The 18,629-nt window shown below is 67.8% G+C and carries 19 protein-coding genes; 6 read left to right on the forward strand and 13 right to left on the reverse strand.

What is annotated here, in order from left to right; translation table 11 throughout:
• The first annotated feature begins 67 nt into the window (after window positions 1-67).
• On the forward strand, window positions 68-1,102 hold the full coding sequence (pta, locus tag AC3WRI_RS06540; protein WP_011617519.1) for a phosphate acetyltransferase: 1,035 nt from the start codon (window positions 68-70) through the stop codon (window positions 1,100-1,102).
• A complete protein-coding gene (locus tag AC3WRI_RS06545) occupies window positions 1,099-1,869 on the forward strand; it encodes a sulfite exporter TauE/SafE family protein (RefSeq protein ID WP_011617520.1) in 771 nt (256 codons plus the stop codon). The genes pta and AC3WRI_RS06545 overlap by 4 nt, the downstream gene beginning before the upstream one ends.
• A gap of 32 nt (window positions 1,870-1,901) precedes the next feature.
• Here the strand turns inward: AC3WRI_RS06545 and AC3WRI_RS06550 are convergent, their stop codons facing one another.
• The 10 genes from AC3WRI_RS06550 to AC3WRI_RS06595 all read right to left on the reverse strand — a co-directional run bounded on the left by AC3WRI_RS06550 (window position 1,902) and on the right by AC3WRI_RS06595 (window position 11,664).
• Window positions 1,902-3,206, reverse strand: coding sequence for an MFS transporter (locus AC3WRI_RS06550; protein ID WP_010810353.1), 1,305 nt, complete (start codon window positions 3,204-3,206; stop codon window positions 1,902-1,904).
• A 33-nt stretch (window positions 3,207-3,239) separates the two neighbouring features.
• Window positions 3,240-4,736: an amidase gene (locus AC3WRI_RS06555; protein WP_010810354.1), complete on the reverse strand. Its 1,497-nt coding sequence runs from the start codon at window positions 4,734-4,736 to the stop codon at window positions 3,240-3,242.
• Between the two features lie 250 nt (window positions 4,737-4,986).
• On the reverse strand, window positions 4,987-5,163 hold the full coding sequence (locus tag AC3WRI_RS06560) for a hypothetical protein (RefSeq protein WP_010810355.1): 177 nt from the start codon (window positions 5,161-5,163) through the stop codon (window positions 4,987-4,989).
• Between the two features lie 139 nt (window positions 5,164-5,302).
• Window positions 5,303-6,010, reverse strand: a complete 708-nt coding sequence (locus tag AC3WRI_RS06565; protein WP_010810356.1) for a GntR family transcriptional regulator — start codon at window positions 6,008-6,010, stop codon at window positions 5,303-5,305.
• 71 nt (window positions 6,011-6,081) lie between these two features.
• Complete coding sequence (locus AC3WRI_RS06570; RefSeq protein ID WP_011617522.1) at window positions 6,082-7,080, reverse strand: 2Fe-2S iron-sulfur cluster-binding protein; 999 nt, start codon at window positions 7,078-7,080, stop codon at window positions 6,082-6,084.
• Window positions 7,081-7,088: 8 nt separating this feature from the next.
• A complete protein-coding gene (locus AC3WRI_RS06575; protein ID WP_010810358.1) occupies window positions 7,089-7,568 on the reverse strand; it encodes a GlcG/HbpS family heme-binding protein in 480 nt (159 codons plus the stop codon).
• A gap of 29 nt (window positions 7,569-7,597) precedes the next feature.
• Window positions 7,598-9,043 carry an aldehyde dehydrogenase family protein gene (locus AC3WRI_RS06580; protein ID WP_492292888.1) on the reverse strand — a complete coding sequence of 482 codons (1,446 nt, stop codon included), beginning with the start codon at window positions 9,041-9,043 and terminating at the stop codon, window positions 7,598-7,600.
• Between the two features lie 25 nt (window positions 9,044-9,068).
• Window positions 9,069-9,800, reverse strand: coding sequence for an iron-containing redox enzyme family protein (locus AC3WRI_RS06585; protein ID WP_010810360.1), 732 nt, complete (start codon window positions 9,798-9,800; stop codon window positions 9,069-9,071).
• A gap of 176 nt (window positions 9,801-9,976) precedes the next feature.
• On the reverse strand, window positions 9,977-10,909 hold the full coding sequence (locus tag AC3WRI_RS06590; protein WP_010810361.1) for an ornithine cyclodeaminase family protein: 933 nt from the start codon (window positions 10,907-10,909) through the stop codon (window positions 9,977-9,979).
• Between the two features lie 59 nt (window positions 10,910-10,968).
• Window positions 10,969-11,664 carry a sulfite exporter TauE/SafE family protein gene (locus AC3WRI_RS06595; RefSeq protein WP_010810362.1) on the reverse strand — a complete coding sequence of 232 codons (696 nt, stop codon included), beginning with the start codon at window positions 11,662-11,664 and terminating at the stop codon, window positions 10,969-10,971.
• Between the two features lie 446 nt (window positions 11,665-12,110).
• Between AC3WRI_RS06595 and AC3WRI_RS06600 the strand changes: the two genes are divergently transcribed.
• The 4 genes from AC3WRI_RS06600 (at window position 12,111) to AC3WRI_RS06615 (ending at window position 14,727) form a co-directional block, all read left to right on the forward strand.
• Window positions 12,111-13,649 carry a hypothetical protein gene (locus tag AC3WRI_RS06600; RefSeq protein WP_010810363.1) on the forward strand — a complete coding sequence of 513 codons (1,539 nt, stop codon included), beginning with the start codon at window positions 12,111-12,113 and terminating at the stop codon, window positions 13,647-13,649.
• A gap of 82 nt (window positions 13,650-13,731) precedes the next feature.
• Window positions 13,732-14,073: a 2Fe-2S iron-sulfur cluster-binding protein gene (locus AC3WRI_RS06605; protein WP_010810364.1), complete on the forward strand. Its 342-nt coding sequence runs from the start codon at window positions 13,732-13,734 to the stop codon at window positions 14,071-14,073.
• 1 nt (window position 14,074) lies between these two features.
• Window positions 14,075-14,398 (forward strand): hypothetical protein, encoded by a 324-nt coding sequence (locus tag AC3WRI_RS06610; protein ID WP_011617526.1) that lies wholly within the window; start codon window positions 14,075-14,077, stop codon window positions 14,396-14,398.
• A 26-nt stretch (window positions 14,399-14,424) separates the two neighbouring features.
• Entirely contained in the window at window positions 14,425-14,727 is a 303-nt protein-coding gene (locus tag AC3WRI_RS06615; RefSeq protein WP_010810366.1) for a 2Fe-2S iron-sulfur cluster-binding protein, read from the forward strand.
• Window positions 14,728-14,814: 87 nt separating this feature from the next.
• On the opposite strand, the gene AC3WRI_RS06620 is transcribed toward AC3WRI_RS06615, so the two are convergent.
• Genes AC3WRI_RS06620 through AC3WRI_RS06630 form a run of 3 tightly spaced genes read right to left on the reverse strand, consistent with a single transcriptional unit; the run spans window position 14,815 to window position 18,428 of the window.
• Window positions 14,815-16,536, reverse strand: coding sequence for a cobaltochelatase CobT-related protein (locus tag AC3WRI_RS06620; protein ID WP_492292889.1), 1,722 nt, complete (start codon window positions 16,534-16,536; stop codon window positions 14,815-14,817).
• Entirely contained in the window at window positions 16,533-17,549 is a 1,017-nt protein-coding gene (locus tag AC3WRI_RS06625) for an AAA family ATPase (protein ID WP_010812870.1), read from the reverse strand. Before AC3WRI_RS06625 ends, AC3WRI_RS06620 begins: the two co-directional genes overlap by 4 nt.
• A 48-nt stretch (window positions 17,550-17,597) precedes the next feature.
• Entirely contained in the window at window positions 17,598-18,428 is an 831-nt protein-coding gene (locus tag AC3WRI_RS06630) for an IclR family transcriptional regulator (protein ID WP_011617529.1), read from the reverse strand.
• Window positions 18,429-18,629: the final 201 nt, after the last annotated feature.

The following is an 18,629-nucleotide window of genomic DNA, read 5'->3' on the forward strand; positions in this document are numbered from 1 at the left end:
AGGGGAGAACACCAAGGGCATAGCGCAGGTCGCTGGCCCTTTTTTCAGTTTTACCGAGCCAACCACCATGAAAGCCATCCTCCGCATCATCGACCGCGCCCGCGCCGCGCCTCGCCGCATCGTGCTGTGCGAGGCCGAAGACCCGCGCATCCTGCAGGCCGCGCAGCGCGCGTCGCAGGAAGGCATCGCGCGCATCGTGCTGGTCGGCAACACGCGCCAGATCAACGCCGCCGCGGCCATCCACGGCATCGGGCTGGACGGCATGACGCTGGTCGACCCATCGACCTCGGCGCTCACGCCCTCGTTCGCGCAGCAACTCTTTGCGCTGCGCCAGAAGAAGGGCATGACGCTCGATGAAGCCAAGCGCGCCGTGCTCGATCCGCTGTGCTTCGCCAACCTGATGGTGCGCCTTGGCCACGCCGACGGTTCGGTGGCGGGCGCCGACCACACCACCGCCGACGTGGTGCGCAACGCGATCCAGCTGATCGGGCTGGCACCCGGCTTCCGGCTGGTGTCGAGCTTCTTCCTGATGATGCTGTGCGAGCCTTTCCACACGCTCAAGGGCGGGCTGATCTTCTCCGACTGCGGGCTGGTGGTGGATCCGGATGCCGATGCGCTTGCCGATATCGCCATGGCCGCGGCCGACAGCGCACGCACGCTGCTGATGGAAGAGCCGCGCGTGGCCATGCTGTCGTTCTCGACCAGTGGCAGCGCCAGCCATGCGGCAGTGGACAAGGTGGTGGCCGCCACCGAGCGCGTGCGCGCGCAACGCCCGGACCTGGCCATCGATGGCGACGTGCAGCTCGATGCCGCCATCGTCGCCGAGATCGCCGCGCGCAAGGTCGCGCATTCGCAGGTGAACGGCCACGCCAACGTGCTGGTGTTTCCCAGCCTGGAAGCCGGCAATATCGGCTACAAGCTGGCCGAGCGGGTCGGTGGCGCCAAGGCCATCGGGCCGATGCTGCAGGGGCTGAACAAGCCCGCCAACGACCTCTCGCGCGGCTGCAGCGCGGACGATGTGTTCCATGTCATCGCCGTCACCGTGGTCCAGGCGCAAGCCACCGCGGAACAGGCCAGCAAGGGCGAGCAGGCGGCGGCATGAAGGCAGAACTGTTGTTGCCGCTGCTGGGCCTGCAGGCCCTGCTCGGTGCCGGCACCTATTTCCAGACGGTGACCGGCTTTGGCCTTGGCATGATCGTGATGGGCGTCACCAGCGGACTGGGGCTGGCGCCCGTGGCCACCGTGGCCGCGGTGGTGAGCCTGGTCACGCTGGCCAACAGCGCCTGCGCGCTGCCAGGCAAGCTGCAGCATATCGACTGGCGCGCCGTCGCCGCGGCAGCCATCGGCATCCTGCCGTCGGTAGTGGTCGGCGTGCTGGTGCTGGAGTACCTGAGTTCCAGCGCAGCCACCCTGCTGCAACTGCTGCTGGGCGCCGTGATCCTGTATGGCGGCCTCAGCGCCGCACTCAAGCCCGCGCCGCTGGCGCAACGCTCCGGCGATGGCACCTTCTTCGTCAGCGGGGTATTCGGCGGACTGCTGAGCGGCATGTTCGGCGTCTCCGGCCCGCCGCTGATTTTCCAGTTCTACCGCCAGCCGATGAAGCCGGTTGAAATCCGTTGCGCGCTGATCCTGGTCTTTACCGTGACCTCCACCGTGCGCACGCTGTTCTCGGCCTGGCAGGGGCAGCTCGATGCCGCCGTGTGCGTGCAGGCCGCCATTGCCGTGCCGGTGGTGGTGATCGCCACGTTGCTGGGGCGGCGTTTTCCGCCGCCGTTCTCGCCGGCCACGACGCGCAGGGTGGCGTTCGGGGTGTTGATCGGGATCGGGGCCAGCCTGATGCTGCCGGCGATTTCGGCGTGGGTGCTCTAAGGGCGCGCGCGCCCTTAGAACCGGGACGGGCCTCAGGCGATTGAGCCTGCGGGCTGCGCCAGCGGCGCGGTCTCTTCCTTCTCCCCGCCGCCGCCCGCCTGCCCCAGGTCCATACCGGTAGTCTCGGGCAGCAGCACCGCGGCGACCACTACCATCGCGTAGCCGACTCCCGCCACGATGGCGATCGCGATCGGCAGCGAGGTGTGCCCCGTACTCAGCCACCCCACCGACAGCGGGAACAGCGAACCGATCACCCGGCCGGCGTTATACGAAACGCCATACCCCGTTGCCCGGATATCGTTGGGATAAGACTCGGAGATGGTCGCGCCGATGCCCGCGAACACGCCCTGCATCAGGATGCCGAGCGGGAAGCCAAGGAACAGCATCGACGTATTCGACACCGGGATCACCATATAGACCAGCGCGGCCACGAACGCCCCGACCGCAAAGGCGATGTAGGTCAGCCGCCGGCCCCAGCGGTCGGTGGCGTAGGCGCCCGCCACGTAGCCGATCAGTGAGCCGATAATGGTGACCGCCAGGTAAGAACTGGTGCCGAACACCGACAGGCCGCGCTCGGTCTTGAGGAAGGTCGGCAACCACGTGGCGATGGCGTAGTACGCGCCCAGCATCCCGCCCGACAGCAGGCTGCACAACAAGGTCTTGGACAGCAGCGGCCCACGGAACAGCCGGCCCAGGCCTGCCAGCGCCGCCCCCTGCCGGCCGGCCGCCCGGCTCTTCAGGAAGATTTCCGGCTCTTCCAGGTTGCGGCGCAGGTAGACCACCACCAGCGCCGGCAGGATGCCGAGGAAGAAGCAGACCCGCCACGCCGTCTCCGCCGGCAGCACGCTGAATGCGATCGCGTACACGATGGCCGCCGCGCCCCAGCCGAAGGAATAGCTGCTGGCGGTAAAGCCCGAGTATTTGCCGCGATGGACCGGATTGCGGATCATCTCCGTCACCAGCACCATGCACAGCGACGACTCCCCGCCAAACCCCAGGCCCTGGATCATGCGGAACAGCATCAGCTGCTCCGGCGACTGCGCCAGCCCGCACAGGAAGCAGGCCCCCGCGAACACCACGATGGTCCAGCGCAGCACCCGCACGCGCCCGTAGCGGTCGGCCAGGATGCCGGCCCCGATCGCACCAACCAGCGACGACACCAGCGTCCAGGTGACGATGGCGCCCGCTGTCGACTTGCTCATGCCCCACTGCCCCAGCAGCGTGGAGATAAGGAACGAATAGATCATGAAGTCGAAGACATCGACCGCATGCCCAAGGAACGCGCCATAGAAGCCCTTGCGCTCCATGCACGACAAATCACGGAACCAGTCGAACATGATCCCTCCCTGTGGTGTGTGTGGTGTTGTGGCTTAGTTGTTGTGATCCGCCGGCAGGACAGACGGCCGCGGCGGGGGCCGGAACGCGTAGCCCGCGCCTTCCAGCAGGCTGGCAAAGCGCAGCGCGGTGAGATCCCGGTAGCGGCCGGCGACGATCTGCACGCCGACCGGCAGGCTACTGGTGCCCGGCCCGATCGGCGCCACCGCTGAAGGCAGCCCGCACAGCCCGGAATGGCCGGCCCAGAACAATTGCGTGGTCATCGGCTGCGCGCGGCCGTTGACGGTGAGGCTGCGCTGCCAGGGCTGGCCGGCCTCGTCCAGCGCGAAGGCCGTGGTGGCTGCGGCCGGGCACAGCAGCACGTCATAGGTGGAGAAGAAGCGCCGCCACGCGGTGGCAAAGCGTTCGCGGGCCACCTGCAGGCGCAGCCAGTCGCGATGGCTCAGGGTCGCGCCGGTGTACTGGAGGGTGGCGTAGGCATGGTCGTCCGCGGCGGCTGTGGCGGTGCGGTTCAACGCGTCGGCATAGGCCGCATCGTCCATGTGCACCGCGGTGGTTGCGCGCAGCAGCGTCACGTAGACGTGCCACAGTTCGGCCGCATCGAAATCCGGCCGCACATGCCAGTCCACGCGCGCGCCCTGCCCGGCCAGCCAGTAGCCCAGTTTTTCGATCTGCGCGGCAACCTCGCCGTCGGATTCAGCCTGCGCATGGGTGGGCAACACCGCGACGCGGAAGTCGGCCAGCCGTCGGTGCGGACACTCTGGCAGATCAAGGCGGTAGGGCAGCGCCTCGTCGCCGTGCGGGCCGGCAATGGCGCGCAACACCGGTTCCAGGTCGCGCGCGCTGCGGGCCAAGGGGCCGGCGACATTGATGTCCTGTTCGCCGAAGCGCGCCGGACCCACCCCGTGGCCTGCCAGCGGCACCAGGCCATGGCTGGGCTTGAGCGAGAAGATGCCGCAGTAGTGGGCCGGATTGCGCAGCGAGGAGCCGATATCGGAGCCCACATCGAAATATGACAGGCCGGCGCACACCGCCGCCGCGCTGCCGCCGGACGAGCCGCCCGGCGTGCGCGACGGATCGTGCGGATTGCGGGTGGTGCCGTAGATGGCGTTGTAGCTTTGCCAGTCACGCAGGCCGAGCGGAACGTTGGTCTTGCCGAGCAGGACGGCGCCGGCATCGCGCAGGCGCTGCACTACCGCGGCGTCGTGCTGGGCCGCACGGCCCTGCATGGCCGGATTGCCGCAAGTGGTCGGCCAGCCGGCGACGTCGAACGACTCCTTGACCGAGAACGGCACGCCGTCGAGTACCCCGCGCGCTTGCCCTGCCCGGCGCCTTCGGTCGCTTTCCAGCGCCGCGGCGCGGGCGGCATCGAAATCTGACAGCACCAGCGCATTGATGATGCCGTGCCAGTCGTGCCACGCGGCTTCGCAGCCATCCACCAGTTCTACCGCGGAGACTTCGCCGGCGGCGAGCCGCTGTGCCACCTCCCACAACGGCGGAAAACCGCCGGGAGCCCGGTCGGACAGGTTCACATCGACTCCTTGTCATTATCCGAGCCGGCAGCGGCGCGGTGGGGGCGTATAGGACAAGCTTCGGGAAGTGCTGCGAATGCGTTGGTATACTATATTCCGTATTGAACGGAGCGCAAGCGAAAGTGTCACGCGCGAGCGCGCTGAAGCACGCCAGCAGTGGAAAGCGTAGAAGGTGAATGGTCGGCAGGCAGAACGCCTGCCAGGAGGCAGCGGCGGCGTGCTGACGCCGCCGGCTCTCAGTCAGGCTGGATCAGCAATGGCCACGGCGTGGGGCGCGGCCGCCCAGCGCCAGGAAGAAGCGGCCGATATCGCGCAGGCGCAGCGGCAGCAGCGGCGTGGCATGGCGGACGGCATTGCGCGCGGCAAAGTGGTGCAACAGTTGCTGGCCGACGGGTTGCGAAAGATAGCGTTGCTCAGGCGACTGCATGGTAAATCCCTATTGATCTGGAATGCCTACAGTATACCTAAATTGGTGCAATGCGCCATGGCGGCGCATGCAATGCCCAGTTGCCGGGCATGCAACGAAATGCTGGAAACGGGAGAGGAAAAACCGGGGCCCAACGCCCTCAGGCCGCCTCTGCCCTGCCCTGCCCGTCCACCGGCAAGTCTGCCGCCTTGGCGGCACTGTAGACATGGCGCGCGGCCAGCAAGGCGGCAAGGTCGGCATCCCCGGCGATGACTGCCTGCAGGATCTGGGCGTGTTCATCCCAGTTCTGACGGGCGCGAACCACGTTGGCCGGGCCGAACAGCACCGCGGTGCGCTCGCGCAGCGAACGCATCATTTCCTGCAGCACGCTGTTGGCGGCTATGGTGCCGAGCACCTCATGGAAGCGGGTATTGAGGGCGAGCAACTCATCCGCGCGGCCCTGGGCGGCGGCATCCATGCCCTGGCGCAGCACGCTCTCCAGCTCAGCAACCAGCGCCGGGTCGCGGCGCTGCGCGGCGAGCTTGGCGTTGAGCCCTTCCAGCGTCGCGCGCACCTCCACCATCTCGCGCGCGATCACTGGCGACAGGCTGGCAACGGTTGCGCCGCGGCGCGGCTCGATCACCACCAGGCCCTCGCTGGCCAGCGCGCGCAGCGCCTCGCGCACCGGGATGCGCGACACGCCCAGTTCGGCCGACAGCTTGTTTTCCACCAGCCGTTCACCTGGCGCGTACTTCCCGTTCAGGATGCCTTCACGCAGCTTGTCGGTGACAAGGGCGAACAGCGGCGAGTGGCTGGCACCGAGGCTCAGCGGCTCGGCGGGCGCGGCAGGAGATGGAGTGAGAGACATGGGTCGGCAAAGGCGTAAGCGGAAAGGCTGGCATCATTGTATACCAGCCGTTCCCTGTATACCGCCATGTCTTAACAATGCTGGAAGGTGAAGCTGTCCGCATAAATGTGATCCGTACTGGCGCCGCTCGCCAGGAAAGCGGTGCGCGCGTCTCGGATCATATTGGGAGAACCGCACAAATAGATGGCGTGCTCGCTCAGGTCACCCAGGTCAGCCAGCGCCGCATCGTGCACGTAACCGCGCCGTCCTTGCCATCCTGCGCCGGCACGGGACAGCACCGGTACGTACTGGAAGTCATACAGCCGCTCGCCCCAGGCGGGGATATCGGAGTGCAGGTACAGGTCTTCCGGCTTCCGCATGCCCCAGTAGAGCGACACCGGTGGGCAGTCGGGATCGTCCATCAGCGATTCGAGGATGGCCTTGATCGGCGCCAGCCCGGTGCCGGTGGCCACCATCAGCAGTGGCCGGTAATCCATGGCGCGGTAGAAGAAGCTGCCGAGCGGCAGTTCGACGTCAACGGCGTCGCCCGCTTTCATCTGCGGCAGGATGCCGTCGGTGAAGGCGCCGCCCGGGATGCGCCGCACATGCAGGTCGACCCGTCCGTCGCGCGGCACCGATGCCATCGAGAAGCTGCGCGCGCGCCCATCCTCGCTCAATAGCTTCAGGTACTGGCCGGGACGATAGTCGAGCGCACCAGCGTCCGGCACTTCCAGTTCGATATGCAAAACGTCAGCCGACAACGCGCGCACGGCCTGCACCAGCGCCCGATAACGCGCCGGCTCGGCGCAGGCCTCGTCCTCGCGCGCCGTGCTGATGACCAGGTCGCCCAGCGGCTGCGCCTGGCAGGCCAGCGCGTAGCCGGCGGCGGCCTCGTCCGGGGCCAGACCGAACGGTTCCTCGTCATACCGCACCTGCCCGGCCAGCAGCCGGATACGGCAGGTGCCGCAGCCGCCCAGCTGGCAGTCGCGCGGCAAGGCGATACTGGCGCGCCCGGCGGCCTGCAGCAGGGTCTCGCCGCGTTCGACAAAAAAGACCTGCTGCGTTTCGGCGATCTGGATGCGGTACGACATGGCGCCTCCTACTTCTTGATATCGGCCTGCACCAACACCTTGAGGTCCTGCGGCGCCAGCAGCTCGGCCAGCGCCAGCAGCGCGGCCAGCCCGGCCTGCGTGTCCTGCTCGCCATTGCCGCCGGACAGGCCGATGCCGCCGATCACCTCGTCGTTGACGACAATCGGGAAGCCGCCCACGAACGCGGCGAACTTGCCCTCGAAGCTCCACTGGATGCCGAATGCCTCGTTGCCTGGCAGTGCCGGCCCGTTGGGCGGCGTGGTGAACAGGTGCGTGGAGCGCTTGTGGCCCGCGGCCGTGAAGGCCTTGTTCCATGCGATCTGCGGCCCGGTGATGCGGGCGCCGTCCATGCGCTCGAGCGCGAGCGGATAGCCGCCCTCGTCGACCACGCAGATCGACTCCAGCACGCCGATTTCCTCCGAGCGCCGGATCGCGGCTGCAACCATATGGCGCGCCTCGCGCAGTTCCAGCTTGATGGCTTTTTTCATGTCTCTATGACTCCTTGTGACGGCCGGGCTCAGGCGCCGCGGTAGACCGTCTTGACCTGCGTATAGAACTCCAGGCCGGTGCGGCCCGACTCGCGGAAGGTCGAGGTGCTCGACCGCTTTACCCCGCCAAAGGGCGCGTTGACCAGGTTGCCGGTGGTGGTGCGGTTGACCTTGACCGTGCCCGCCTCGATGTCCGTGGCGAAGTGGTGGATGTAGCGCGGGTTGCTGGTGACGATGGCCGCCGCCAGGCCGTACTCGGTGTCGTTCGCCTTGGCGATGGCGTCGGCGTAGTCGGTGAAGCCCAGGATGGCGATCACCGGCCCGAAGACCTCCTCGCGCGCGATCCGCATCTGCTGGGTCACGTCGGTAAACACGGTCGGCGCCACGTAGTAGCCCTTGTCGAAGTCGCCGCCGGCAAGGCGCGCGCCGCCGCACAGCAACGTCGCCTCGGACTTGCCGATATCGATGTAACGCAGCACCGTTTCCAGCTGCTTGTGCGACGCCAGCGGCCCGAGGTCCATCCCGGCCGTCATGCCGCTGCCGACCTTGAGGGTGGCGACCTTCGCCAGCAACCGCTCTGTGTATGCCGCCTTGACGGACTCGGCCACCAGCACGCGGCTGGTCCCGGTGCACGCCTGCCCCGACAGCGAGAAGCCGCCCTTGATGGTCAGGTCGACGGCGCGGTCGAGGTCGGCGTCTTCCATCACGATCAGCGGGTTCTTGCCGCCCAGCTCCATCTGCGTGCGCGTGGTCAGCGGCACGGCGCGGTGGATCTGCTCGCCGGCGCGCGACGAGCCGGTGAACGAGATCGCCCGCACGGCCGGCGCCTCGGTGATGGCAGCGCCGATTTCCGCCGCGCTGCCGGTGATGAAATTCAGCACGCCCTTGGGCAGGCCGGCCTTGACCAGCGCCTCGGCCAGCCGGTAGCCCGACAGCGGCGCCTCGGACGACGGCTTGAACACTACTGTGTTGCCGGTCACCAGCGCCGGGGCGATCTTGCGGGCCGGGATCGATACCGGGAAGTTCCACGGCGCGATCACGGTCACCACGCCCAGCGGCTCGCGCTGGCTGTAGACGAGTTGGTCGGGGTCGTCGTTCGGGAACACCTCGCCGGTGAAGGTCTGCCCTTCCACTGCATAGAAGCGCAGCGTCTGGGCCGAGCGCAGCACCTCGTCGCGGGCCAGCGCCAGCGCCTTGCCTTCCTCGCGGGTCAGCTCGGCGGCGATGCTATCGGCGTTGGCCTCGAGATGCTCGGCGGCGCGGTTGAGGATGGCGGCGCGCTTGCCGACCGGGGTCTTTTTCCAGCCGGCGAACGCTGCCGCGGCGGCGGCGACGGCCGCCTGCGCGTCCATCGCGGCAGACGCCTGGAAGCGGCCCACAATATCGGCGGTATCAGCCGGGTTGACGTTATCGAAGGTGCGGCCCGACTGGCAGGCCGTCCATTCGCCGTCGATATGGTTGAGGAATACAGTCATCGTCGATCCGGTTGCGCTGCGGCGCTCAGGCCGCCATGTCGAGTTCGGGCAGCGGCAGCTCTTTCTCGACGTAGTCGTGATAGAGCGCCGTCGTGTACAGCAGCCGCATCTGCGCGCCGATCTCGCAGATCTTCAGGCAGCGCTGCTGCAGCTCCGGCGTGTTGGCGTGCTCCAGCACGATCTGGTAGCCGCGCTCGCCGTGGATCTCGTCCGAGACGATATGCAGGTCGAAGAATTCGACTTCCTCGTCAGTGAACTGGTACTTGTCGCGCAGCGTCGGGGTCTGCTTGCGGTAGATCGACGGCACCTGCGACTCCAGCCCGACCACCAGCCCGGCTACCGCGACGATGGGGTCTTCACGCATGGCCACGGCGTAGCACCAGCTCTGCAGGCCACGGGTGGTGGGCGACATATTGTCCGGGTCGATCACGCGCTCGCGGGTGGTGCCGCAGGCTTCGGCGAAGCGGATCAGCAGGTCGGTATGGCGGTCGCCGCCGATCTCTTCCTCATACATATTGGCGAGCAGGAAATCCTTGGCTTCGGTATAGCGGTCCGGGGTGCGGGCGTAGATGTAGCCCAGGTAATCCGCGAACGGGCCTACGTAGTGATAGTGGTTCTCGGCCCAGCGTGCGAGATGGGCGCGGGTCAGCTTGCCGCTGGCCCAGGCCACGCTGAACGGCGCCTTGTTGGCGCTCTTGCCTTTGATGGCTTCTTCGAGGGCGGCACGGAATGCTTCGCGGTTCATCAGTTCGGCCATGGCGGAGGCTCCTGGTTGGCGAGGTGGGGCGATTAAGTGGGTTGGATGCCGGGGTCGCTTCGCAAATCGATCAGCCCTTGCATGGTTGTATACTATATACAACCAGGCAGCGACGACAAGGGCTTCGTTGACTAATCATGTAAGTGTTTACCCGTCGGTGTCGCGGGCAATGGCGCTCAGGCCGCGCGACGCTCCGCCGCGCCGGCGATGCGGGACCAGGCGAAGCCCGCCAGCGCCACGTCCTCCAGCCCTACGCCGACTGACTTGTAGATCACGATGTCGTCGTCCCGCTGGCGCGGCGACACCTTGCCAAGGACCACCTCGCCCAGCTCGACAATCTTCTCGCGCGGAAGAGCCTGCGAATCGGCCAGCACGATGTCGCCCGCCTCGCGCACGGACTGCGGGCGCCACTCGACCACCACGGCGGCGGCGCGGCGCAGCGCGGTATCGTCCAGCTCACGCGTATGCGGCAGGCTGGAGCCGATGGCGGCGACGAAAGCGCCAGGCCGGAGCGACACGCCCGCGAACAGCGGCGTGGTCGCGCGCGACGCCGTGACGACGATATCGGCCTCGGCCACGGCAGCATCGGGCTCCGCCAGCGTGACCGGGATGCCGCACAGCGCCGACAGCCGCGCCGGCATGCCGGCATCGGCGTGCGGATCGGACACCAGGATGCGCGCCAGCCCGAGCGTCTCGCTGAGCTGGCGCGCGTGCTGCACACCCTGCGTGCCGGCGCCGAACAGCGCCAGCGTGCGCGCGCCGGGCCGGGCCAGCCGCTGCGCCGCGAGCGTGGTGCAGGCGGCCGTGCGCAGGCGCGTGATGGCGCCGGCGTCGAACGACGCGAGCGGCCGGCCGTCGTCAGTCGAGAAGATCAGGATGACAAAGGAGAACTGGCCGTTGATGGTGGTGTAGACCTTCGCGCCCGCCACGCCCTGCTGCGGGATCACCGCACCCAGCGTGGACAGCTTGACGCCGCCCGCCTCGGTGCGAATGCGCTCCTGCATCGCGGCGTCGCCGCGACCGAAGCTGGAAAAAGCGGCTTCCATGACTTGCCGGGCATCGTCCGGGCTGACGTGGGCATCGATCATCGCGTCTGTAATGTGCTGCATGGGAACTCCGCTGGTTGGGATGGAGACAGGAAAGACAGTGATCTCTGCGGGCCAGAGCGTCACGAAAAGGCAGTGCGGCCGAGGACACCGAGTGCCCCGGCAGCGCAAAGACCCAGCAGCAGCCGGCGCACCGCCCCGGGCGAGACGTACCCGCGCAACCGGTTCGAGAGCGCGAAACCCGCAAACAGGAATGGCGCAAGGGCCGCCGCCAGCACCAGCTGCGGCAAACCGAAGCGCCCCGCCAGCGCCAGCATGGAGAGCGACAGCACCGCGCCGCCGGACAGGATGCAACCCATCGTCGCGCGCATCGGCGCCGGCGCCATGTGCTGCATGACCAGCGCGAACGGCGGCGCACCGGCCGAGGTGATCGTTCCCATGAAGCCCGACACGGTGCCGGCGATGACCACATTGGGCGAGGTCGGCAGCAGGCGCCAGCCCAGCAGGCTCAGCGCCACGGCGGCGAGTATCGACACTGAGAACAGCACCCCCAGCGGCCCCGGCGCCAGCCACGCCATGGTCAGCACCGCTGCCGCCCCGCCAAGCGCGCGCCCGATCAGGGCGAAGCCTGCGATGCGCCACGCGATCGCCTCCCGCTCACGCAGCGCGCCCATCAAAGAGAGACAGCAGCCCATCGCCAGCAGCGGACCCGGCACGAGGTCCGGGAAGAAGATTGCGCCCAGCGGCGCCGAAAGCATCGCGAAGCCGATCCCGCCCACGCCTTGCAGGCAAGCGCCCACCAGGATGAGCGCACCCATCCATAGATAAGTGGAGACGGAGAGGCCTGTGGGGAGCAGGGAGTACAACGTGGCGGGCAAGGCAGAGGTCATGGCAGCAAGTCGGGACAGCAGCTTGGAGGGCATACGAAGCGGGTTGGAGGGACGGCCTTATGCGGGCATGCCTCCTGCTCATATTGCTCGCACTTCGCGAGGAAGCTGCGCTTAACGGTATACAGTCTACATGTCGCGGCGGCGACCTTGCAAATCACTCACCTGTCCGCGCATCACTTGGAGGACGCCACATACCGCCGCAGGCCCAATAAATGTGCGACGTTCGGGCAACTTGCACCAGTCTGGGCTAGGCGTAATTCCGGATGAAAAACCTGTTGTCGCGAGATTGCATCGGAATATAGTATACCAACACCGGATTCCGAAGCTGAGAGGGAATCCGGGCCCCACAACCCCTCCGCCCCAAGGGAGTCTTCATGTCACAACAAGTCGTGATCGGTGCCGCGCACTGGATCTATCTGTCAGGGGTAGCAGTCATCGTGCTGACGATGATCCTGCGCGCCAATGTTGTCGTGCCGTCGATCGTTGGCACCGCCCTGGTCGTGTTTGCGCTTACCGGCAGCCCGGTTTCGGCGCTGGGCGGGGTGTTTTCCGCGAGCCTGGTTGCCGCCAAGGAGCTGTTCAATATCTTCCTTGTGATCGCGTTCATGACGGCGCTGCTCAATGCGCTCAAAACGCTGCGCTCCGACATCCGCATGGTCGAGCCCTTCCGCGTGGTGATGAAGAACGGGCATTCGGCGTTCTTTATCCTGGCGGGCATCACTTACGTCATCTCGCTGTTCTTCTGGCCAACCCCGGCCGTGCCGCTGGTCTCCGCGATCCTGCTGCCGGCCGCTATCGCGGCGGGGCTGCCGCCGCTGGCGGGCGCGATGGCCATCGCCATCGCCGGCCAGGGCATGGCGCTGTCATCGGACTATGTGATCGGCGTCGCGCCCGGCATCAGCGCCAAGGCGGCCGGCGCGGCGGTGAGCGCCGCGGTGGTGGCCGATCGCGCGCTGGCGCTGTCGATCATCACCGGCACGATTGCGCTGTGCCTGGCCTATCTGTCGATGCGCAAGCATATCGTCCCCGCCTGCGGCACCCTGCTCGACCGCTGGCAGGCGCGCGCCAGCGGCAGCGCCGAGGCGCTGGAAGGCGGCGGTACCTTCGACAAGGCCGAGATCGCCAGGGGCACCGCCCACGCCGAGCCGCTGGCCAGCGACAGCAATATCGAGGCAAGCCTGGCGATGGTGGCCCGGCGCCGGGTGAAGTGGTCGAAATGCTTCGCGATCGTAACGCCGATTGCTTTCCTCGCAGTGGTCGCCGTCATGGTGCTGCCCAAGCTGGGTACCGGCGTGCAGGACCTCAAGGGCGGCGATGCGGCTGCGCTGGTCGGCGGCGTCGCGGCGGTGCTGATGATGCTGGCGACGCTGGCCGCGGAAGGCCCGCGCCGCATGCTCGACGTGTGCCCGGAGCACATCACCGACGGCTTTGTCTTTGCCTTCAAGGCGATGGGCTCGGTGTTGCCGATCGCGGGCTTTTTCTTCGTCGGCGCCGGCGAAACCGCCGCGCAGATCCTGGGCCTGCCGCCGGGCAAGGCGCCGAGCCTGCTGTTCGAGCTGATCCAGGCCTACCAGCACATGATCCCGGACAACCACGTGCTGGTCGCCTTCGGGGTGCTGCTGGTCGGCATGATCACCGGCATCGACGGCTCCGGTTTCGCAGGGCTGCCGCTGACCGGCACGCTGGCCGGCGCGCTCGGCCCGGTGGTCGGCTTCGACCCCGCGACGCTGGCCGCGGTGGGCCAGATGGGCGCGGTCTGGACCGGCGGCGGCACGCTGGTGGCGTGGTCGTCGCTGATCGCGGTGGCGGGCTTCGCCCGCGTGCCGGTGCTGGACGCGGTGCGCGCGCTGCTGATCCCGGTGCTGATCGGGCTGGCATGCTCCACCGTCGCCGCGATGGTGTTGTGGTCGTAGACGGCCGCAAGCAACAGCCAGGCCCCTCCGATTTTTTCGACAATTCATGAGGCCGGGCGGCCAGCCCGGCAGGAACCGCGCCATGCCGACAGTCACTTTCCACAAGCAGGGCCAGACCTTCGTCGACGAGGTCAAACCCCAGACCAACCTGGTCGTCCGCGCCGGGATCCGCCAGTTCCCCTACCCCAACCTGCGCTACGAGTGCGGCATGGGCAAGTGCTCCAAATGCGCCTGCCGCGTGATCGCCGGCGCCGAACACCTGCCGCCGCCCAACTGGAAAGAGAAAAAGCAACTCGGCGAGCGGCTCGAACAGGGCTACCGGCTGGCCTGCCAGCTCTGGATCGAGCATGACATCGAACTGGCCCAGGACGACCTGCCCGCCCAGGCGCCTGCCATCGTGGCCACGGCCGGCGCGGATGTCTGACATGTTCGTCCTTCTCACCAGCCGCCCCGGTCAGTTCCGCACCGAGCCCACCGCGGGCATGACCGCGGTCGAGGCATACGACTACGTCTTCTATGGCAAGCGCACGGCGCGCTTTGTCATCGCGGAACTGGCCGCCGACACCAAGGTGCGGGTGATGGAAGAAACGCCGCCCGGCATCGTCAACCTGGTGTCGACCAAGTTCCTCGACAAGTACGCCACGCTGGAAGCCGCCCGCGTCGCGCTGCGCGAGCTGGCCAGCTTCGGCAGCATGGACATCGCCCTGGTGCCCGCCCCGGTCGCCATGGCAGGCGCTCCTGACTACTAACGCCTGACCTTCAGTCAATCTTCGCCATGATCCAGATCACCTTCCTCACCAACCACGGCAAGACGGTCAGCGCGCCCGTCAACAGCAATCTGCTGCGCGTGTCGCTGCGCGAGCAGGGCGGCATCCCTTTCAAGTGCGGGGGCGGCCTGTGCGGCACCTGCAAATGCCGCATCGAAAAGGGCCACGAGCATACAGACGCGGTCAAGCCGAAGGAAAAGAAACTGCTGACCGAGGAGGAGCTGGCGACGGGGTTCCGGCTGGCCTGCCAGACTTTTATCGATGGGGATATCGCGGTGTCATGGCAGCCCAGGGAGACGATGCGCGGGTGAGCGGGCGCTGAGGAGCGGCTGAAAGAATACCGCGCGGGGCAGGCGGGTGCGCCTTCGCGCCAGCGTTTCCGAACGCTAGTCTTGCCGCTACCGCCGCCTCGCCCCCACCAGACCCGCCACCTCATCCAGTATCGCCATGTCCACCGGCTGCGACAGGTCCAGCGCCAGCGTGTGCCGGTAGTAGGGGCTCAAGTCCAGCCCTACCCCCAGCCCCAGCACTTCCACATCCCGCAGCGCCTCATGCCGCGCCACCACGGCCTTCAGGTGGTTGTCGAGGTAGCAGGCGTCGTTGGCCTGCCCGGTCGCGGTATCCATGGGACTGCCGTCGGACACCACCACCAGGATGCGGCGCGCCTTGCCGCTGGCGTGCAGCCGCGCGCAGGCCCACTCCACCGCCTCGCCGTCCACGCCTTCGCGGAACAGGTCGGCCTTGAGCAGTGCGGCGATGTCGGTGCGCGCGCGCCGCCAGCTTCGCTGCGCGTCCTTGAACACCATATGGCAGGTCTCGTTGAGCCGGCCAGGGTGCTGCGGGCGGCCGCGCGCGAGCCAGTCGGCGCGGGCGGGGCCGCCGTTCCAGGCGTTGGTGGTGAAGCCGAGCACCTCGGTGGCCACGCCGGCCTGGTCGAGTGCGCGCGTGAGCATGTCGATCAGCAGCGTGAGCGGCTCGGCCTGCGCCTTCATCGAGCCGGAGCAGTCGATCAGGAAGCCGACCACGCAGTCGGCATGAGCCTTGTGCGCTTCCAGGCGGAAGAGCCGGCGCTCGGAGGGGGAGCAGACCAGCTGCGCCAGGCGGCGGCCGTCGATACGGCCGCTTTCCTCGCCGAAGGACCAGCCGTCCACGCGCGGCTGCGACAGCGCGGCGCGCAGCCGGCGCGCCAGCCGGGCGATGTTCACGCCAGCGCGCGCGATGCGTGCGTCAAGCCGCGTGCGGTACTCGTCCAGCAAGGCGCGGCGCACCAGCGTGGCGGCGCGCACTTCGCGGTCGTAGCGGGTGGTGAAGACGCGGTAGCCGTCGGTGGCGTCGGCCAGCACGCGGCTGTGGCCGCTGTCGGCCAGTGCAAAGTCTTCCGCAGGCGGTTCGTCGAAATCCAGCCACAGCGCAAACCCGGCGCGCGCAGCCGAGGCTGCGTTGTCGTCGTCTTCGCCGGCAAGCGGGGCTTCGGTACGGATCATCTGCGCCACCGCGCGCGCCAGCGCCAGTGCGTGCGCGGCGTAGGCGGCCTGGTCGTGGCGTTGCGCGCGCAGGCCGGCCAGCGCGGTGCCGAGCACCGGCACGATGGCGGCGCGCGTGGCTTCGATCAGGTCTTCGGTCTCTTCCAGCACCGGCTCACCCGTCAGGCGCGACCACGACACCTGCGCCACGGTATAGAGCAGGATGCCGAGATGCCCCTCGGTCAGCCCGGAGCGATGGAAGGCCCGCGACCACGCCATGAAGCGGTGGCGCAGGTTGGCCGCCACGCCGGCCATGCCGCGCGGCAGGCGGGTCTCGCAACGCAGCTGCTCAAGCAGTTCGAAGACCAGGCGCTCGACCGCATCTGCCGGGCACAGCTGCCGATGCAGCGCGGCGTCGGAATGCGCCTGGCGCAGGGCGGCACCATCGGCCGCGCCGCGCAGGCAGGTGGCCGTGTCAGTTTCCAGGTCCGTGCGCAAGTGCGGCGCATGCTGCGGCACCGGGCGCATCGCGCGCCAGAGCTGGCCGTCGCGGAAATGCAGCGCCGCATCGCCAGTGATCGCGCGCACCGCGGCACCGGACAGCTCATCCTGCCGCTGGCGCCGGCGCAACTGCTGCGCGACCGTGGCCGCACTCATCGCGCGGGCTCCGACTCGGAGCTGACGCCGGCGGCTTCGCCCGGCAGGTGGCCAAAGCAACGCTGGTAGTACTCGGCCACCACCGGCCGCTCGGCTTCGTCGCACTTGTTCAGGAAGGTCAGCCGGAAGGCGAGCGCGGGGTCGCGGAAGATCTGGCAGTTCTCGGCCCAGCTGATCACCGTGCGCGGCGACATCAGCGCCGACACATCGCCGGCGGCAAACCCGCGGCGCGTGAGCCCGGCCAGCGCCACCATCGCATCGACCAGCGCGCGCCCGGCGTCGTGGTCCAGCTCCGGCACGCGCGCCAGCACGATGCCGGCCTCCTCTTCATGCGGCAGGTAGTCCAGCGTGGCGACCACGTTCCAGCGGTCGATCTGCGCGTGGTTGAGCAGCTGGGTGCCGTGGTAGAGGCCGTTGACGTTGCCCAGGCCGACGGTATTGGAGGTCGCAAACAAACGGAAAGACGGATGCGGGCGGATCACGCGGTTCTGGTCCAGCAGCGTGAACTTGCCGTCGCGCTCCAGGATGCGCTGGATCACGAACATCACATCAGGCCGGCCTGCGTCGTATTCGTCGAAGATCAGCGCCACCGGGCGCTGCAGCGCCCACGGCACGATGCCTTCCTGGAATTCGGTGACCTGGCGCCCGTCGCGGATAACGATGGCGTCCTTGCCGACCAGGTCCAGCCGGCTGATATGCCCGTCCAGGTTGACGCGCACGCAAGGCCAGTTCAGCCGCGCGGCGACTTGCTCGATATGGGTCGACTTGCCGCTGCCGTGCAGGCCCTGCACCATCACGCGCCGGTCGCGCATGAAGCCGGACAGGATTGCCAGCGTCACCTCGGGCTGGAAGCGGTAGGCCGGATCGATCTCCGGCACGTGGTCGTCGCGCTGGCTGAAGGCCGGCACCATCAGGCCGGAATCGATGCCGAACGCGCTGCGCACCGGAATCATCCGGTCCGGCTTGCCAAACTGGTCTTGCGTCACCTCATGCTCCTTGTTGCTTGCTGCCATGCCATCGGCACTGCGGCAAGCGGAGCAATCCGCGTGACGCCGTGCGCGCTATTCGTCCTCTTCCGCGCCGCCCTGCCAGCTGCCGGCGCTGTCGGCCTCGATCGCCGCCAGCGCGCCCGCCGCACGCTGCAGCGCGGGCAGCAATTGCAGCACCTTGTCGCGCGTCACGCGCATCACCGGGGCCTGCAGCGCCAGCCCAAGGTTGGACTTGCCGCCGTCCACGGCCGGCACCAGCACGCCGATGCAGACCAGCCCCGGCAGGAACTCTTCATCGTCCATCGCGTAGCCGTCGCGCTTCACGCGCTCCAGTTCGGCTTCCAGCTGCGCGTGGTCGGTCAGCGTGTTCTGCGTGTAGCGTTCCAGCTCAACGTTGGCCAGCAGCCGCTGGCGCTGCGCCGGCGCCAGCTGCGCCAGGAACAGCTTGCCCGTGGCTGAGCAGTGCGCGGGCACGCGCGAGCCCGGATGCAGGTAGAAGCGCAGCGGCGCCGCCGTTTCCACGCGGTCCAGGTACAGCACCTCGCCGCCGGAGAACGCGGTCAGGTTGCAGCTCTCGCCCACCTCTTCCACCAGCCGGCGCAGCACCATGTGGCGCGCACCGTGCGAGGTGCTGTTGAGCAACAGGTTCTCCGCCAGCCGGCGCAGCCGCAGGCCGGTGCCGTATTGCCGCCCGTCGCCGTTGCGCTGGATCAGGCCCGCCGCCTCCAGCTGCTGCAGCATGCGGTGCAGCGTGGGCTTGGGCAGTCCGGTTTCTTCCACCAGCGCCTGCAGGTTGAAGGACTGGTCCTTCTCCGCGATGACTTCGAGCAGGCCGAACAAACGCAGTGCCGGCGTGTCTCCATCCGGCTTGGCGTCACTTTTGGCGAGGCGCATATCGTTCATGCCTGGCTCCATCATAGGTAAGTTTCATTTTCAGAGTCAAATCATATCAATTATCGAAACTTCTGGTTGACCTTCCCCTGCGAACGGCCTACATTCCAGTGAAAGAACAATTTTTCGGAACTTCTTGTTCCAGTTTTTAAGCGATCACCGGAGACAAGTCGACATGTACGGATAGGCCATCCCTCCCCGGGATTGCAAATA

The organism is Cupriavidus sp. FW305-27 (assembly GCF_058787995.1).

Bases quoted from the DNA above. Each gene is read 5' to 3' on its own strand.
- AC3WRI_RS06560 (WP_010810355.1), bottom strand. From the start codon at position 5,163: ATGCAGTCGCCTGAGCAACGCTATCTTTCGCAACCCGTCGGCCAGCAA.
- AC3WRI_RS06630 (WP_011617529.1), bottom strand. From the start codon at position 18,428: ATGAACGATATGCGCCTCGCCAAAAGTGACGCCAAGCCGGATGGAGAC.
- AC3WRI_RS06545 (WP_011617520.1), top strand. From the start codon at position 1,099: ATGAAGGCAGAACTGTTGTTGCCGCTGCTGGGCCTGCAGGCCCTGCTC.
- AC3WRI_RS06585 (WP_010810360.1), bottom strand. From the start codon at position 9,800: ATGGCCGAACTGATGAACCGCGAAGCATTCCGTGCCGCCCTCGAAGAA.
- AC3WRI_RS06590 (WP_010810361.1), bottom strand. From the start codon at position 10,909: ATGCAGCACATTACAGACGCGATGATCGATGCCCACGTCAGCCCGGAC.
- pta (WP_011617519.1), top strand. From the start codon at position 68: ATGAAAGCCATCCTCCGCATCATCGACCGCGCCCGCGCCGCGCCTCGC.
- AC3WRI_RS06580 (WP_492292888.1), bottom strand. From the start codon at position 9,043: ATGACTGTATTCCTCAACCATATCGACGGCGAATGGACGGCCTGCCAG.
- AC3WRI_RS06595 (WP_010810362.1), bottom strand. From the start codon at position 11,664: ATGGGTGCGCTCATCCTGGTGGGCGCTTGCCTGCAAGGCGTGGGCGGG.
- AC3WRI_RS06575 (WP_010810358.1), bottom strand. From the start codon at position 7,568: ATGAAAAAAGCCATCAAGCTGGAACTGCGCGAGGCGCGCCATATGGTT.
- AC3WRI_RS06570 (WP_011617522.1), bottom strand. From the start codon at position 7,080: ATGTCGTACCGCATCCAGATCGCCGAAACGCAGCAGGTCTTTTTTGTC.
- AC3WRI_RS06565 (WP_010810356.1), bottom strand. From the start codon at position 6,010: ATGTCTCTCACTCCATCTCCTGCCGCGCCCGCCGAGCCGCTGAGCCTC.
- AC3WRI_RS06600 (WP_010810363.1), top strand. From the start codon at position 12,111: ATGTCACAACAAGTCGTGATCGGTGCCGCGCACTGGATCTATCTGTCA.
- AC3WRI_RS06550 (WP_010810353.1), bottom strand. From the start codon at position 3,206: ATGTTCGACTGGTTCCGTGATTTGTCGTGCATGGAGCGCAAGGGCTTC.
- AC3WRI_RS06620 (WP_492292889.1), bottom strand. From the start codon at position 16,536: ATGAGTGCGGCCACGGTCGCGCAGCAGTTGCGCCGGCGCCAGCGGCAG.
- AC3WRI_RS06615 (WP_010810366.1), top strand. From the start codon at position 14,425: ATGATCCAGATCACCTTCCTCACCAACCACGGCAAGACGGTCAGCGCG.
- AC3WRI_RS06605 (WP_010810364.1), top strand. From the start codon at position 13,732: ATGCCGACAGTCACTTTCCACAAGCAGGGCCAGACCTTCGTCGACGAG.
- AC3WRI_RS06625 (WP_010812870.1), bottom strand. From the start codon at position 17,549: ATGGCAGCAAGCAACAAGGAGCATGAGGTGACGCAAGACCAGTTTGGC.
- AC3WRI_RS06610 (WP_011617526.1), top strand. From the start codon at position 14,075: ATGTTCGTCCTTCTCACCAGCCGCCCCGGTCAGTTCCGCACCGAGCCC.